Source organism: Paraburkholderia strydomiana, from assembly GCF_046030495.1.
Classification (GTDB): Bacteria; Pseudomonadota; Gammaproteobacteria; order Burkholderiales; family Burkholderiaceae; genus Paraburkholderia; species Paraburkholderia strydomiana_A.
This window is the reverse complement of sequence record NZ_JAQQCJ010000001.1, coordinates 175,426-189,688: the sequence shown is the minus strand read 5'-3', so window position 1 is coordinate 189,688 and position 14,263 is coordinate 175,426. Positions and strand designations below refer to the sequence as shown.

14 protein-coding genes are annotated in these 14,263 nt (G+C 65.3%); 2 read left to right on the top strand and 12 right to left on the bottom strand.

Annotated features, from left to right (window positions below; all coding sequences use genetic code 11):
• Positions 1-39: 39 nt before the first annotated feature.
• The 6 genes from PQQ53_RS00905 to PQQ53_RS00880 are packed head-to-tail and all read right to left on the bottom strand — an operon-like array spanning position 40 to position 4,182.
• The gene (locus tag PQQ53_RS00905) at positions 40-960 is read right to left on the bottom strand and encodes an MBL fold metallo-hydrolase (protein WP_408323096.1); all 921 of its coding nucleotides are present in this window, start codon (positions 958-960) and stop codon (positions 40-42) included.
• Positions 957-1,424 carry a MaoC family dehydratase gene (locus PQQ53_RS00900; RefSeq protein WP_408323095.1) on the bottom strand — a complete coding sequence of 156 codons (468 nt, stop codon included), beginning with the start codon at positions 1,422-1,424 and terminating at the stop codon, positions 957-959. The genes PQQ53_RS00905 and PQQ53_RS00900 overlap by 4 nt, the downstream gene beginning before the upstream one ends.
• Entirely contained in the window at positions 1,421-1,678 is a 258-nt protein-coding gene (locus PQQ53_RS00895) for a DUF1289 domain-containing protein (protein WP_408323094.1), read from the bottom strand. Before PQQ53_RS00895 ends, PQQ53_RS00900 begins: the two co-directional genes overlap by 4 nt.
• Positions 1,679-1,682: 4 nt before the next feature.
• Entirely contained in the window at positions 1,683-2,204 is a 522-nt protein-coding gene (locus PQQ53_RS00890) for a YbaK/EbsC family protein (protein ID WP_408149243.1), read from the bottom strand.
• A 51-nt stretch (positions 2,205-2,255) separates the two neighbouring features.
• Positions 2,256-3,188 (bottom strand): hydroxymethylglutaryl-CoA lyase, encoded by a 933-nt coding sequence (locus tag PQQ53_RS00885; protein WP_408323093.1) that lies wholly within the window; start codon positions 3,186-3,188, stop codon positions 2,256-2,258.
• Between the two features lie 52 nt (positions 3,189-3,240).
• Entirely contained in the window at positions 3,241-4,182 is a 942-nt protein-coding gene (locus PQQ53_RS00880; RefSeq protein WP_408156622.1) for a 2-hydroxyacid dehydrogenase, read from the bottom strand.
• A 305-nt stretch (positions 4,183-4,487) separates the two neighbouring features.
• Here PQQ53_RS00880 and PQQ53_RS00875 point away from each other — a divergent pair, with 305 nt between their 5' ends.
• Together PQQ53_RS00875 and PQQ53_RS00870 are read left to right on the top strand one after the other, a co-directional pair.
• The gene (locus PQQ53_RS00875) at positions 4,488-5,090 is read left to right on the top strand and encodes an RBBP9/YdeN family alpha/beta hydrolase (RefSeq protein WP_408323092.1); all 603 of its coding nucleotides are present in this window, start codon (positions 4,488-4,490) and stop codon (positions 5,088-5,090) included.
• A gap of 141 nt (positions 5,091-5,231) precedes the next feature.
• Positions 5,232-6,257 carry a sulfate ABC transporter substrate-binding protein gene (locus PQQ53_RS00870; protein ID WP_408323091.1) on the top strand — a complete coding sequence of 342 codons (1,026 nt, stop codon included), beginning with the start codon at positions 5,232-5,234 and terminating at the stop codon, positions 6,255-6,257.
• A gap of 93 nt (positions 6,258-6,350) precedes the next feature.
• On the opposite strand, the gene bioB is transcribed toward PQQ53_RS00870, so the two are convergent.
• The 6 genes from bioB to PQQ53_RS00840 all read right to left on the bottom strand — a co-directional run bounded on the left by bioB (position 6,351) and on the right by PQQ53_RS00840 (position 14,257).
• Positions 6,351-7,433, bottom strand: a complete 1,083-nt coding sequence (gene bioB / locus PQQ53_RS00865) for a biotin synthase BioB (RefSeq protein WP_408323090.1) — start codon at positions 7,431-7,433, stop codon at positions 6,351-6,353.
• 37 nt (positions 7,434-7,470) lie between these two features.
• Positions 7,471-8,199, bottom strand: a complete 729-nt coding sequence (bioD, locus tag PQQ53_RS00860; protein ID WP_408149255.1) for a dethiobiotin synthase — start codon at positions 8,197-8,199, stop codon at positions 7,471-7,473.
• Positions 8,200-8,207: 8 nt separating this feature from the next.
• Positions 8,208-9,392, bottom strand: coding sequence for an 8-amino-7-oxononanoate synthase (gene bioF, locus PQQ53_RS00855; RefSeq protein WP_408149257.1), 1,185 nt, complete (start codon positions 9,390-9,392; stop codon positions 8,208-8,210).
• Entirely contained in the window at positions 9,392-10,753 is a 1,362-nt protein-coding gene (gene bioA, locus PQQ53_RS00850; protein ID WP_408323089.1) for an adenosylmethionine--8-amino-7-oxononanoate transaminase, read from the bottom strand. Before bioA ends, bioF begins: the two co-directional genes overlap by 1 nt.
• A gap of 1,115 nt (positions 10,754-11,868) precedes the next feature.
• Complete coding sequence (locus PQQ53_RS00845; RefSeq protein WP_408323088.1) at positions 11,869-13,188, bottom strand: dienelactone hydrolase family protein; 1,320 nt, start codon at positions 13,186-13,188, stop codon at positions 11,869-11,871.
• 619 nt (positions 13,189-13,807) lie between these two features.
• On the bottom strand, positions 13,808-14,257 hold the full coding sequence (locus tag PQQ53_RS00840) for a YchJ family protein (RefSeq protein WP_408157405.1): 450 nt from the start codon (positions 14,255-14,257) through the stop codon (positions 13,808-13,810).
• Positions 14,258-14,263: the final 6 nt, after the last annotated feature.

The following is a 14,263-nucleotide window of genomic DNA, read 5'->3' as shown; positions in this document are numbered from 1 at the left end:
GCCTTACGCTTGCAGGGGTTTTCTGCACGAGCGTTTGCATCAGCCCTGACGCGCGATGATGCGCGTGCCATCCGTCTCCAGCGAGCCGTTCTTCGCGGCCAATTCCCCGACGATATCCTTCACCAGCGCCGGCCACTCGCTCCTCGGCTTGAGCATCGACGCGGCGGCGCGCATCACGGCCGCGTCGTCGAGCATCTGCAGCAGCTTGTCGACACTCATCGTGCGCACTTCGAGCAGCTTGAATACGATCAGCACCTTCAACGCGTTCCTCGCGTTGCGCGCGGGATCGGCACGCAACCACGCGACCCGCGAAAAAGCGCGTTCAAGCGCCTGTTCGACATTCGTGAACGGCGCGCCGTGGCCGGGGATGACGACGCGCACGTCGAGCCTCGCAATCGCGTCGAGCACGGCCTGTTCCTCGGCAAAACCGCTTTCGCCTTCGAGCTCCGGAAAGATCACCCCAAAGCCGTTTTCCCACAACGCGTCCGCGCTGATCAGGATGCGCTCGTGCGCGCAGTACAACATCAGCGAATGCGGATCGTGACCGGGCGCGCCGAGCACTTGCCAGTCGAGCTCGCCGAGCCGCAGGTGCGAACCGGGCGCGATCGTCCCGGTGAAGGTAAAGCGCTCGCAGGTCTGACCCGTTGCGCGAAAGGTAAGGCGCGCTTCGTCCCAGGCGCGCACGGCATCGGCTTCGGAGGCAGGGATCACGGTGCGGCACGGCCACGTCGCCTGCAACAGCGCATTGCCGCCGCAGTGATCCGAATGCAGATGCGTGTTGACGATCAGATCGAGCGGCCGCGCGCCGAGCGCTTGCCGCACCAGCGCGACGGTTTGCGGCGCATGCGTCGCATAGCCGGTATCGACGAGCGCGGCACAGGTCTCGTCGAGCAGCAGCACGTTGTTCGATGACAGCCAGCCGCGTTCGAATACGCGGACCGATTCCGGCAGCGTGATCATGATGCGGGGCTCAGCGCTTGCCCGGACGCTTCGGGCTTCGGCATCACGAGAATGGTCGAATTGCCCACCAGCACCGTCTCGCCGCGCTGATTCACCACCGTGCCGTCCAGATGCGTCAGATCGCCGTTCAGGCTCGGCTTCCAGTAAGCGTCGCGCACGCGCCACCGGATGGTCAGCGTGTCGTGCGCATGCACGGCCTTCTTCAGCTTGATATCGAATTCGAGACCGAGCGGTTGCGCGTAGGTCGAAAAATGCGTCGCCAGCAGCGCCATGAAATGCGCAGTCGGCTGCGTGCCCGACGCGATCAGGCCGCCGAAGCGGCTTTGCGCGGCATAGGCATCGTCGTGATGCAGCGGGTTGAAATCGTTGACGAGCGTGGCGAACGACTTCACCGAATCCGCCGACAACTCAAGCGTCGAACTGAACGTCTCGCCAATCGTGACGATGCGCGGCGCAGTGGTCATCGTTTCGCCCTGATCCGCGTGTTGGTCTGTGCATTGGCCTGGCTCGCCATGAGCTGCGCGTGACGGCCCTCGATCGCGTCCCACACCGCGCGCTTCGCGTCGTCGTCGAATAGCGACCAGCCGGCGATCTCGTCGATGGTGCGCAGGCAACCTTCGCACCAGCCGGTCGACGCATCCATCCTGCACACGTTGATGCAGGGCGACGGCACGGCGCCGTGTTCGTCTTCGTCTTCGTGATCGAGGCTCGCCGTCATTGCGTCAGGCCGTCTCGCGCAGCGCCACATCCACGACCGGCGCGCCCGTCAGCGCGATCAGTTCCTGCGCCGTCAGATTGAACACCGCATGCGGATGACCCGCGGCGGCCCACAGGCTGTCGAGCGTGAGCAAATCAGCGTCGATCAGCGTGACCGGCTCGGTGGCGTGGCCGATCGGGCAGACACCGCCGATTGCATAGCCGGTTTTCTCGCGGACGAACTTCGCGTCCGCGCGGCCGATCTCGCCGACCTGCGCGGCCACTTTCTTTTCGTCGACGCGATTCGCGCCGCTCGCGACCACCAGCACCGGCGCATCGTCGTCGCGCCGGCGAAACAGGATCGACTTGGCGATCTGCGCGACCGAGCAGCCGAGTCCGGCGGCGGCTTCGGCGGAGGTCTTGCCGGTTTCCGGCAGCATCACGACGCGCCCTGAGTGACCGCGTTCGCGCAGCAACAGCGCGACGCGGCGCGCCGAATCGGGCAGCGCGGTGAGATCGTCGGATTCGAGGGACACTTGGTCAGTCATCGTTTCAGGTCCTGATGGATGGGTGAATGTTGCGAGTGAAGCCACACGCCCTCACACACAATTAGCCGCTTCGCTGCGCGCCTTCGCCTTCGCGAGCAGCGCCTTGCCGGCGCGCGAGACGTTGGGCTTGCCGATCGACGTCGAAATGAAATCGCCGATCGCCACGACTTGCGCGAGATCGATGCCGGTCTCGATGCCGAGGCCGTTCATCAGATACAGCACGTCTTCGGTCGCGACGTTGCCGGTCGCGCCTTTCGCATACGGGCAGCCGCCGAGCCCCGCCACCGACGCGTGATAGATCTCGATGCCTTCCTGCAACGCCGCGTAAATATTCGCGAGCGCCTGGCCATAGGTGTCGTGGAAGTGCCCCGACAGACGCTCCCGCGGAAACACACGCGTCACCGTTTCGAACACTTCGCGGGTGCGCTTGGGCGTGCCGACACCGATCGTATCGGCGATATCGATCTCGTCGCAGCCGAGCGCCGCGAAGCGTTCGACCACGTCCACCACCGACGCGACCGGCACCTCGCCCTGATACGGACAACCAAGCGCGCACGACACGCTGCCGCGAATCCGCACGCCATGCTCCTTCGCGGCCTGGGCGACCGGCGCGAAACGGTCGATGCTCTCCGCGATGCTGCAATTGATGTTCTTTTGCGAGAACGCCTCGCTCGCGGCGCCGAAGATCACGATCTCGTCGGCACGCGCGGCAAGTGCGCCTTCGAAGCCGCGCAGGTTCGGCGTGAGCACCGAGTAGATCGTGCCCGCGCGGCGCTCGATGCCGGCCATCACGTCGGCGCCGTCGGCCATTTGCGGCACCCATTTCGGCGACACGAACGAGGCCGCCTCGATATTGCGAAAACCCGCCGCCGACAGGCGATTGATCAACTCGACCTTGATCGCGGTGGGCACGAAGTCTTTCTCGTTCTGCAGCCCGTCACGCGGACCGACTTCGACGATTTTCACTTGCTGGGGTAGGGCCATGATCTGTCTCCAGCCGCGCGAGGCGGCGCTTCGTCCATTCAATTCGAAGGTGTCAGTATCCGCGTTCGAGATTCACTACGCCGCTCACGGTGTCGCCGCGCATGAGCGCGCCGATTTTCCGCGCGACCTGCCCGACGCTTTCCTCGCGCAATGTCAGCGCGGACACGTGCGGCGTGATCGTGATGCGCGGTTCCTGCCAGAACGGATGCCCGGCGGGCAACGGTTCTTCGCGGAACACGTCGAGCGTGGCGGCGGCGAGCTGGCCGCTTGCGAGCGCGTCGAGCAGATCCGCTTCGACCAGATGGCCGCCGCGCGCGACGTTGATCAGATACGCGCCGCGCGCGAGCTTCGCGAAGGTTCGCGCGTTCAGCACGTCGCGTGTCTCCGGCGTATGCGGCAGCAGATTCACCAGCACCTTGACGCCGTCGAGAAACGCGTCGAACTGTGCTTCGCCCGCGAACGTCGCGATGCCGTCGAGCGTCCGCGCGCTGCGGCTGTAGCCGCGCACCGGCATGCCGAACGCGGCGAGCGTTTGCGCCACGTGCGCGCCGAGCACACCGAGTCCGAGCACGCCGACCGTGAAGGTCTCGCGCGGATGCGGATCGAGCACGGTCCAGCGGCGTTCGTTTTGCAGCGCTTGATATTCATCGAAGCGGCGCAGATAGCGCAGCACCGCGTGCGTCACGTACTCGGCCATTTGCGGCGCCATGCCGGTGTCTTCGAGGCGGATCAGCTGGGCGCTGCGCGGCAGCGTGCCGGGATGCTCGTGTTCGAGCGCGAGGATGGCATCGACGCCCGCGCCGAGATTGAAAATGGCGCGCAGGTGGTCGCGGCCAGCCAGCATCTCACGCGGCGGACGCCAGACGACCGCGAAATCGGCCGGCGCGGTGTCGCCCGGCTGCCATTCGCGCAACTCGGCCTCGGGCAGCGCGTGGGCAAAGTCGTGCAACCACGCGGCGGCATCGGCATGCGGCATGTAGAAGAGGATCTTCATATGGTCCGCCAGGCGCCTGCGTGGTCGGGTCCGGTGACGGCAATGCCACGGTGCGACGGCTGCGGCGCTTCCGACGACGCTTGCTGCATGGGGCCTCCTCCCTTTATGGATAGACCTCATTCTACTTTTTCGAGGCGGATCGCGCGCGTTTGCGCACGGCCGTGCCGCTTCGTTTGCGTGCGCTTGCCGGGGCGGCCCGCATGGACCCGAGCATTTGCGCCATAACCAAAGCACAAAAACTTGGTTCGCCCGCCCGGCCCCCAGCGCGAGAATGACTCCCCAGATTCCCGCAGCGAGGCACACCTATGCTTTCATGCATCAGATCGACATGGCCGCCGCGTCTCGTCACCGTTCCCGGCCTGCACGGCAGCGAGGGCGTGCATTGGCAAACATGGCTGGAGCGGCAATTCGCGCGCTCGTTGCGCGTCGAGCAGGCCGACTGGGATGCGCCGGATATCGCGCTGTGGTCGAAGTCGCTGCGCGATCTGCTCGCGCGTGAACGCGGCCCGTTCGTGCTGGCCGCGCACAGCTTCGGCTGCCTCGCGACCGCGCATGCGCTGCAGCAGGCGTCGTATGCGAACGACGTCGTCGGCGTGTTGTTCGTGGCGCCCGCGAGTCCGCAGAAGTTCGCCTTCGCGGGAGCGTTCGACGCGCGCCGTCTCGGCGTGCCGTCCATCCTGATCGGCAGCGAAACCGATCCGTGGATGCCGCTCGCCGGTGCGCGCGATCTCGCGCAGCGCTTCGGCAGCGCATTCGTCAATCTCGGCGACGCGGGGCATATCAACACCGCCGCCGGTTTCGGCCCGTGGCCGCGCGCCAAATATTTCGTCGATACGCTCGTGCATTGCGCGGCGCCGCTGCGCTTTCGCGAAGAGACGTTCGAAGCGGCGCAGCATGCGTTCGTGTGAACCGGTAGCCCAGTAGCCACGGCACGCGGCGACGCGCCAAAGCAGCGCGCCATCGGCCAGGTAAGCGATCCGTTAGAATCCCGCTTCACGCCGCACGCTCGTGTGGCCACGGAATTTCATCATCGATAAACGGGGACAAGCATGGCAGGCAAGACGGGGATATCGCGCTGGCTCGCAGCCGGCGCGACGGCGATCACGCTCGCGCTGGGCACCGTGCCGGCGGCGCACGCGGATACATCGCTGCTCAACGTGTCGTACGACGTGACGCGCGAGTTGTACAAGGACATCAACGCGGGCTTCATCGCCGCATACAAGCAGAAGAGCGGCACGACCGTGTCGATCCGCCAGTCGCATGGCGCGTCGAGCGCGCAGGCGCTGTCGGTGCTGCAAGGCTTGCAGGCCGACGTCGTGACGATGAACCAGCCCAATGACATCGACCTGCTCGCGGAGAAGGGCCAGCTGGTGCCGGCCAACTGGCGCGCGCGCCTGCCGGACGACAGCGCGCCGTACACCACGACGATGGTGTTCCTCGTGCGCAAGGGCAACCCGAAGCACATCAAGGACTGGGACGATCTCGCGAAGCCCGGCGTGCAGGTGGTGATCGCCAATCCGAAGACGTCGGGCAACGGGCGCTATGCGTATCTGGCCGCGTGGGGTTATCGCAAGCAGCACGGCGGCACCGACGCGCAGGCGCTCGATTTCGTGAAGGCGATCTTCAGGAACGTGCCGGTGCTCGACACCGGCGGCCGCGGTGCGACGACCACGTTCACCCAGCGCGACATCGGCGACGTGCTGGTGACGTTCGAAAACGAAGTGTCGTTGATCAGCTCGGGGGTGGGCGACGGCAAGTTCGAAGCGGTGTATCCGTCGGTGAGTCTGCTGGCGGCGCCGCCGGTGTCGATCGTCGACAAGGTGGTCGACAAGCGCGGCACGCGTAAGGAGGCGCAGGCATATCTCGACTATCTGTGGTCGCCGGCCGCGCAGGAGATCATCGCGCAGCATCACCTGCGTCCGCGCGACAAGAACGTGCTGGCCAAGCATGCGGCCGAGTTCAAGCCGATCAAGACGTTCACGGTGGAAGAGATGTTCGGTAGCTGGCAGAAAGCGCAGCAAACCCATTTCTCCGACGGCGGGACGTTCGATCAGATCATCGTCGACCGGAAGTGATGCTCTGACTCGAAGTTGAAAAGCCGCCTGTTGTGCAACAGGCGGCTTTTTTCATGTGCGTGCGCATCATTGCGCACGCCGCATCTCACACTTTCAGTTCGGCGCGCTGTGCTTATCGCAGCCATGCTCGCAGTCGCTCTGATCCAGCGGCATCTGCTGCGCGGCCTCGGCGCGAATGCCCAGGCGCGCCAGCAGCTTGCGGTCCGCTTCCGCTTGCGGATTGCTCGTGGTGAGCAACTGGTCGCCGTAGAAAATCGAATTCGCACCGGCGAGGAAGCACATCGCCTGCAACGCTTCGTCCATCTGCTCCCGCCCGGCCGACAGACGCACCATCGCCTTCGGCATCGTGATGCGCGCAATCGCGATCGTGCGCACGAATTCGAACGGATCGATCGCTTCGGTGCCGGTCAGCGGCGTGCCTTCCACCTGAACCAGGTTATTGATGGGCACCGACTCCGGATACGGTTCCATGTTCGCCAGTTGCGCGATCAGCCCCGCGCGTTCGCGGCGCGATTCGCCCAGCCCGACGATGCCGCCGCAGCACACGTTGATGCCCGCGTCACGCACGCGTTCGAGCGTGTCGAGTCGATCCTGGTACGTGCGCGTCGAAATGATCTGGCCGTAGAACTCCGGCGAAGTGTCGAGATTGTGGTTGTAGTAGTCGAGGCCCGCTTCGCGCAGCGCCCGCGCCTGATGCGTTTCGAGCATGCCGAGCGTCACGCAGGTTTCGAGGCCCATCGCCTTCACGCCGCGAATCATGTCCTTGATCGGTTCGAGATGACGGTCCTTCGGATTGCGCCACGCCGCGCCCATGCAGAAGCGCGTCGCGCCGTTCTCTTTCGCGACCTTGGCGGCGGCGAGCACTTCGTCGACCGGCATCAGCTTGTCGGCTGCAAGGCCCGTGTCGTGATGCACCGACTGCGGACAGTACGCGCAATCTTCCTCGCAGCCGCCGGTCTTGATCGACAGCAGCGTCGACAGTTGCACGGTGTTCGCGTCGAAATGCTCGCGATGCGTTTGTTGCGCGCGGAACATCAGGTCGTTGAACGGCAGTTCATACAGCGCGACGATGTCGGCGACGCGCCAGCGCGCGAGTTGCTTGCCGGCGGTCGGGGCGGCGTTGGCGTTGGCGGCGGCCGCGTCGGCTTGCGTCGGAGTGATGTTCAGTTGCGTCATGGGGTCGATCCTCATGGATGGATAGATGGGGTGTGGTTCAGCGCTGCGCGTGGCGCAGCGTCTGCAAAAGCCGGTCGATGTCGAGTTGATCCGCCGCGAGTTCGGGCGCGGCCGGATTCAGATGCGGCACGATGCCGAGCAGCGGCGCGTCGTAGGCGCGCGCGAGATGCTCGCGGATCGATGCGATGTTTTCGTCAGGGAACGTCATGTCGGGATCGACGCGATTGGCGACCCAGCCGGCGAGCGTGAGTCCGCGCGCGGCGATCGCTTCGGCGCTCAGCAGTGCATGGCTGATGCAGCCGAGGCGCATGCCGACCACCAGCACGACCGGCAGCTTCAGCGCGACGGCGAGATCGGCGGTGTCCTGGGTGGCGGTCAACGGCACGCGAAAGCCGCCGACACCTTCCACGACGACGATCTCCGCGCGCTGCACGGCCTGTGCATGGCACGCGACGATGTGATCGAGATCGAGCGTGACGTTTTCCAGCGCGGCCGCGATGTGCGGCGCGGCCGGTTCCTTCAGCAGATACGGCGTGCGCAGCTCGGGCGGCAGCAGCACGTTCGACGCGGCGTCGAGCTGATCCGCGTCTTCGTTATGCAGCACGCCGTTCAGTTCGAATGCGCCCGCGGCGATCGGCTTCATCGCGGCGGCTTGCAGGCCTTCGCGAACGAAGCCGTGCAACAGCGCCGAAGAAACGAAGGTCTTGCCGATTTCCGTATCGGTGCCGGTGACGAAGAACGACAGTGCAGGCCTGATGGTGTTCACGTCGCCGCTCATGCCGCTTGCGCTCCGAGTTGTTGCAGGCCCGCTTCGAGTCGGTCGAGATCGGCGTGCGAGTGCGCGGCCGACAGCGAAATGCGCAACCGCGACGTGCCGGCGGGCACGGTCGGCGGACGGATCGCCGGCACCCACAGGCCCGCGCGATCGAGCGTGGCCGCGATGTCGAGCGTGGCGTCGTTCGCACCGATGATGAGCGGCTGCACAGCCGTATGCGAATCGACCGGCAGCCACGGCGTCGCTTTGAGCATCACTCGCGTGCGTTCGATCAATTGCTGAAGATGCGCGCGGCGCGCATCGCCTTCATCGCCGCCGATGATGCGCAGGCTCGCCGACACCGCATGCGCGGCAGCCGGCACCGACGCCGTCGTGAAGATGTACGGACGCGCACGCTGCACGAGCCATTCGATCACGGTCGCATGCGCCGTGACGAACGCGCCCGAGACGCCGGCGGCCTTGCCGAGCGTGCCGATCGAAATCAGATTCGGCGAGCGCAGCGCGGCTTGCGCGATGGCGCCGCGGCCTTGCGGACCGAGCACGCCGAAGCCATGCGCGTCGTCGACGATCAGCCACGCGCCGTGCCGCTCCGCGAGTTCGAGCAGGCGCGGCAAGGGCGCGATATCGCCGTCCATGCTGAACACGGTATCGGAGACGATCACCTTCACGTCCGCCTCCGACGCGTCGAGCATCGCGCTCAGCGCGTCCATATCGCAGTGCGGATAGATCTGCACGTCGGCGCGTGACAGGCGCGCGCCGTCGATTAGCGACGCGTGGTTCAGCGCGTCGGAGAACAGCGTCGTGCCGCGGCCCGCGAGCGCAGTGAGCGTCGCGAGATTCGCCATGTAGCCCGTGCTGAAGTAGAGCGAGCGCGCGTTATCGACGAAGCCGCCGGTGAATGCCGCGAGATCGTCTTCGAGCTGCGCATGCGCGCGTGAGTGGCCGCCGAGCAGATGCGAGCCGCCGCTGCCCGCACCATACAGACGCGCGCCTTCGGCGATCGCCTCGATCAGTTGCGGATGCGCGGCGAGGCCGAGATAGTCGTTGCTGGCGAAGCCGATCATCGCGCGGCCGTCGACCGTCATGTGCGCGGCGCACGGCGTGTCGGCGGTGCGGCGGCGGCGGCGCAGACCGCGTTCGTCGAGTTCCTTGAGCCCTTCGGTGAGGGTGTCGAGCAGGTGCATCAGCGGACCTCCGCGAGCGTGGCGTCGAAGGTTTCGCGTGTGCGCGAGGCAAGCAGCGCGAGTTCTTCGTCGTCGAGGATGTAAGGGGGCATCAGATACACGGTGGTCCCGATCGGGCGCAGCAGCAGTTCGCGCTGCAACGCGTTTTCGAAGAAGCGGCGCGAGAACGTTTTGGCATGCAGAACATCGTCGATCACCGCGTCGAACGCGAAGATCGTGCCGCACTGGCGCAGGTTGCGGACCTGCTCATGCGCGGCGAGCGGTGCGAGCGCGGCTTTCAGCGTCGCGGACTTGAGCGCGTTGGCGGCGAGCACGTCGTCGCTCGCGAACAGATCGAGCGTGGCGAGCGCCGCGCGGCACGCGAGCGGATTGCCGGTGTACGAATGCGAGTGCAGGAAGCCGCGCGCGGTGTCGTCGTGATAAAAGGCCGTGAAGATTTCATCGCGCGACAGCACGATCGACAGCGGCAGGTAACCGCCGCTGATGCCTTTGGATAGACACAGAAAGTCCGGCCAGATACCGGCTTGCTCGCACGCGAAGAAAGTGCCGGTGCGGCCGCAACCGACGGCAATTTCATCGGCGATCAGATGCACGCCGTACTGATCGCATAACGCGCGCAGGCCGGCGAGATACGACGCGTCGTGCATCGCCATGCCGGCCGCGCATTGCACGAGCGGCTCGACGATCAGCGCGGCGATGCGGGTGGAGCGCGCTTCGAACAGCGAGCGGACGTGATCGAGCGCGCGGCGCGCGACGTCGGCGGCGCTTTCGCCGGGCTGCGCGAGGCGCGCATCGGGCGAGGCCACGACGTGCGCGTGCCGGATCAACGGATCGTAGGCGTCCTTGAACAGCGCGACATCGGTGACGCCGAGCGCGCCGATGGTTTCACCGTGATAGCTGTTGGCAACGCAGACGAATTCCTGCTTGTCGGCGAAACCTCGGTTGCGCCACGTGTGAAAGCTCATCTTCAACGCGATTTCGACGGCCGATGCGCCGTCCGAGGCGAAGAACGCGTGGCCGAGCGTGTTGCCGGTGAGTGCGCCGAGGCGCTCCGCGAGTTCGATGGCCGGCTCGTGTGTGCAGCCGGCGAGCATGGCGTGTTCGAGCGTATCGAGCTGGTCTTTGAGCGCGGCGTTGATGCGCGGGTTCGCGTGGCCGAACAGGTTGACCCACCAGGAGCTGATCGCGTCGAGATAGCGATGGCCGGCGCGATCGTAGAGCCACGCGCCTTGACCGCGCGCGACGGGCACGAGCGGCAGGCGCTCGTGGTGCTTCATCTGGGTGCAGGGGTGCCATACGGCACGCAGGCTGCGGGCGACCCAGTCTTCAGGGGCGACGGGCGAGGGGGCTGATTTTTCCAAAACGGTACTCCGAGGTGCTTTTCTTGCGCGCTGCGCGGGGTGGCTTTCAGGCCGTTTCAGGCGTGCCGTGCGCCACTTTTTTGGCGCTGCGCGCGGCCTTGGCGAGCGTGCGGGGTCGAGATTAGCGGTTTATTTCGTGCTGTGCACTAGCGGCAAATTGGCTGTTTTTGCCTGCGGCGCTGGGGTTTGGCGCTGTTCGGTGCAGCTGGTTTGCGTTCGTCGCGGAAGGTCGCCGTTCGGCGGAGTTGGCGACGGCAAAGTAGTTGGGGGGTATGGGTGGGAATCTTGGGGTTTTTTGCCTGCTCGGCGCTTTGGGGGTGCTTTTCGGGTGTTGGCCTTTCCTTGAATTCACGGTGGTCTATTAGCGTTGCCCCTGTGCGGGGCGGCACCTACTTTCTTTGTCCCCCAAGGGGACTTCCTTCGGGGCGCAGCCGCAAAGAAAGTAGGCAAAGAAAGCGGCTTCACACCGCTAATTCTTAAGCGGCCCCCCTGGCTTGGAGGGGGCAGTGGACCATCTGGAATCCGTGTCCCCGCACACTCCGCGTGAGTGATAAAACAGTCATTCTTCCGGCGACGCTTCGCGCGCCGACGCGGTCATTCCTAAAACCGCGAGCTCATTTTTCCGGCGTGTGCGCCTTCTGAAGCCTTGAAGGCCAGCCCTTCATGTGGCAGTTGTATGGCATTCGCTTTTCTCGTCCGGCCGCCCCCTTTCCAACACGCCTCGTTTGTGCCACCCCGCAAAGGCGAAGCCGATAGCCCCACCGCACACGAACGAAGCCGCTGGTTTCCCACGCAGACCCATCCGCAACGCACGCAGTGCGGAGTGGGAGCGGATGACGGCTTTGTCACTAGCGCGGAGTGTGCGGGGGCACCGATTCCAGATGGTCCACTACCCCCTCCAAGCCAGGGGAGCCGCTTATGAGCTGGCGGTGTGAAGCCGCTTTCTTTGCCTACTTTCTTTGCGGCTGCGCCCCGAAGGAAGTCCCCTTGGGGGACAAAGAAAGTAGGTGCCGCCCCGCACAGGGGCAACGCTAATAGACCACCGTGAATTCAAGGAAAGGCCAACACCCGAAAAGCACACCCAAAGCGCCGCACAGGCAAAAAAACCCCCAGCCTTAATTCCGACTAGCAATAGCCCGCCGCCCATCGGCATCGCCGCCGCCACCGCCATCGGCGGAACCCCGCCCCCCATCAGCCGTCTGCGAAGACTGCTGCCCCCAAACCACAGAGTTGTCCACCGCATACAACCGGCAAGGATCCGAACTCTGCTTCTGGCAGTTGGCAACTGCAACCGACATCGGATCATCCCCGCCTTCAGCCCACGACCACGCGCCCGAATCCGATACGGCAAACGCGCGGCTAGGATACTGATGCAGGAAATTCCGATAACCATTGCGCCCGCCTTCATCGACGAAGGGCACGGCGTCCACCGCGTCGACGGCAGCGAAGCCGCTCGGCTTCGGCGCCGACGGATCGGCCACCCGATACTGCACGCCCGTGGGCATCCCCACGCGGGCAAGGAACGCCTCGACAGCCGGCCACCACACATGCACGCCATCGCGGTCACCAACTAGCCGATGCGCGTCGTTCTTGTAGTTGCCGAAGTCCACCATCTTCGCGCTCGCGCCATGCGCGCTGTACGCGGCATACATGCCGGCCACCAGCGGCGCGTTCCAGACTGAATCGTTATCGCCGTACATCCACAGCGACGGCACCGTGGTCTTCTCGCCATACGCGCCGAATGCGTGCGTCAGGTTGCTCTGCCAGTCGGTACAGGCATCCTGCCGCAAGCCGCCAGAGAAATTGATCAGCGCCCGCACGCCCGGCGCCGCCTCGGTGCCGTAGGCCATCGTTGCGAGACCGCCGTGCGAGGTGCCAGCCACGACGATATGCGCCGCGTCCACATACGGCTGCTTCGACATGTAGCTGATCGTTGCCGCGACGTCGCCGGCCTGGCCAATGCCATTGCGTTCGACGTCGCAACCGTCCTGCTCGTACACGCCGTCCGAATGACCAAAGCCCTGGCGGTTCGGCGCGACCACCACGTAGCCGCGACGCACGAACTCGCGTGCGAGCGGCAACGGGTTGCTGCGCTCCTGCGTATGCGGATCGCCGGGAATCTTGCCGTGGTTGAACACGATCATTGGGAACGGGCCAGCGCCGTCCGGTTTGTAGATCGTCGTTTCGAGCGTGATCGTGCCGGCGGCGTCCACCGGCACGCGGATGATCTGTTCGTTCAGACGCGCGGTGGGCAGGTAGACGTCGTCGTCGAGCGCGATGCGCGGCACGTGTGCGCGTGCCAGCGGTCCCGCCTGCGAGTCGGCGTGCGGGGCTGCGTACGCCTCACCGAGCGGATCGGCGTGCGCGACTGCGACAGCGCACGTGGCCGCTGCACAGATCACCGCACACTTCGTCAGAACCTTGCTGAACACCATTGACGCACCTGCCTCGAAGACCTGCCCTGAACACCGTGATGTCCGCTCGCCGATTTGGTTGCTGACGTTTTCCTTTCGTCCGCGTTTTCGACAAACAAAAACACACTCGCGTATGCAGTGCGCCAAGCACACGCATGCCAATCGAGATCGCACGGGATGAACCCAAACGGCCGACGCGACCCCACGCGCCGATGATGAGCGCCACACCTGCTGCCCGGAGCCGCCGCCGCACCCACACTGTCTGGTGAGCGGCAGGGCTTCGTGCGCATTTTGCGGAGCTGGTTCGACCGACTCTCGCAACGTGACGTCATGAAGCTACGGCCTCATCCTGGCACGACAATTTTGTTTTGTGCAATCAAGGAGAACCCGCGCCGAAAAAATTGCCGCTCGTGTTTTGGGCTAATTTCAGCGCGGCTGAAAGGCCGCGCTCGCCGCGTAACTGCGTAGCGGCTGGACGAGGGCGGGATGATTGCCGGATCAAGCGACAGGCGGCTCGGCACGCGGGCTGTGGTGCCGGGCCAACACGAAAAAAAAGCCCTGCAATGAGGGCCTTATTCGATCGCGGCGCAATGCGTGCCGCTGCATCGTGAAAGATCGCGAAAGGTTCGCGTGCCGCGCACTACTCGCTGACGTCGCCGTCGACATAGCGCCAACGTCCGTCCTCGCCGCGCACGAAGCGGCTCAATTCGTGCAGCCGGTGCGCGCGGCCGCCCACCTTGTACCGCGCGACGAATTCAACGGTTGCGTGATCCGCGTCGGTTTCGGCGAAGGCCTTGATCTGCAGTCCGAGCCAACGCGGCGCGTCGGGCGCTGTAGGGTCCGCATCGAGATCGGCGGGGCAGGTGTGCGGCGCCCAGGTGGCGCGCAGATAGTCCGTCGCGCCGACAACATACGCGCTATAACGCGAGCGCATCAGTTCGAGCGCGCGCGGCGCCGCTTCGCCACCGTCGATATAGCGGCCACAGCATTGCGCGAAGCGGGGCGCTTTGACGCCGCTGCGCTGCCCTGGCGCCGTGCCGCCGCAGGGGCAGTCGGAAGGTCTTTGCATCGACAAAATTGGTTTATTCATTAAGCG

Coding starts and splice junctions, on each gene's coding strand:
- PQQ53_RS00890 (WP_408149243.1), bottom strand. CDS start 2,204: ATGACTGACCAAGTGTCCCTCGAATCCGACGATCTCACCGCGCTGCCC.
- bioB (WP_408323090.1), bottom strand. CDS start 7,433: ATGACGCAACTGAACATCACTCCGACGCAAGCCGACGCGGCCGCCGCC.
- PQQ53_RS00895 (WP_408323094.1), bottom strand. CDS start 1,678: ATGACGGCGAGCCTCGATCACGAAGACGAAGACGAACACGGCGCCGTG.
- PQQ53_RS00870 (WP_408323091.1), top strand. CDS start 5,232: ATGGCAGGCAAGACGGGGATATCGCGCTGGCTCGCAGCCGGCGCGACG.
- PQQ53_RS00875 (WP_408323092.1), top strand. CDS start 4,488: ATGCTTTCATGCATCAGATCGACATGGCCGCCGCGTCTCGTCACCGTT.
- PQQ53_RS00885 (WP_408323093.1), bottom strand. CDS start 3,188: ATGGCCCTACCCCAGCAAGTGAAAATCGTCGAAGTCGGTCCGCGTGAC.
- bioF (WP_408149257.1), bottom strand. CDS start 9,392: ATGCACCTGCTCGACACCCTCACCGAAGGGCTCAAGGAACTCGACGAA.
- PQQ53_RS00840 (WP_408157405.1), bottom strand. CDS start 14,257: ATGAATAAACCAATTTTGTCGATGCAAAGACCTTCCGACTGCCCCTGC.
- PQQ53_RS00905 (WP_408323096.1), bottom strand. CDS start 960: ATGATCACGCTGCCGGAATCGGTCCGCGTATTCGAACGCGGCTGGCTG.
- PQQ53_RS00845 (WP_408323088.1), bottom strand. CDS start 13,188: ATGGTGTTCAGCAAGGTTCTGACGAAGTGTGCGGTGATCTGTGCAGCG.
- PQQ53_RS00880 (WP_408156622.1), bottom strand. CDS start 4,182: ATGAAGATCCTCTTCTACATGCCGCATGCCGATGCCGCCGCGTGGTTG.
- PQQ53_RS00900 (WP_408323095.1), bottom strand. CDS start 1,424: ATGACCACTGCGCCGCGCATCGTCACGATTGGCGAGACGTTCAGTTCG.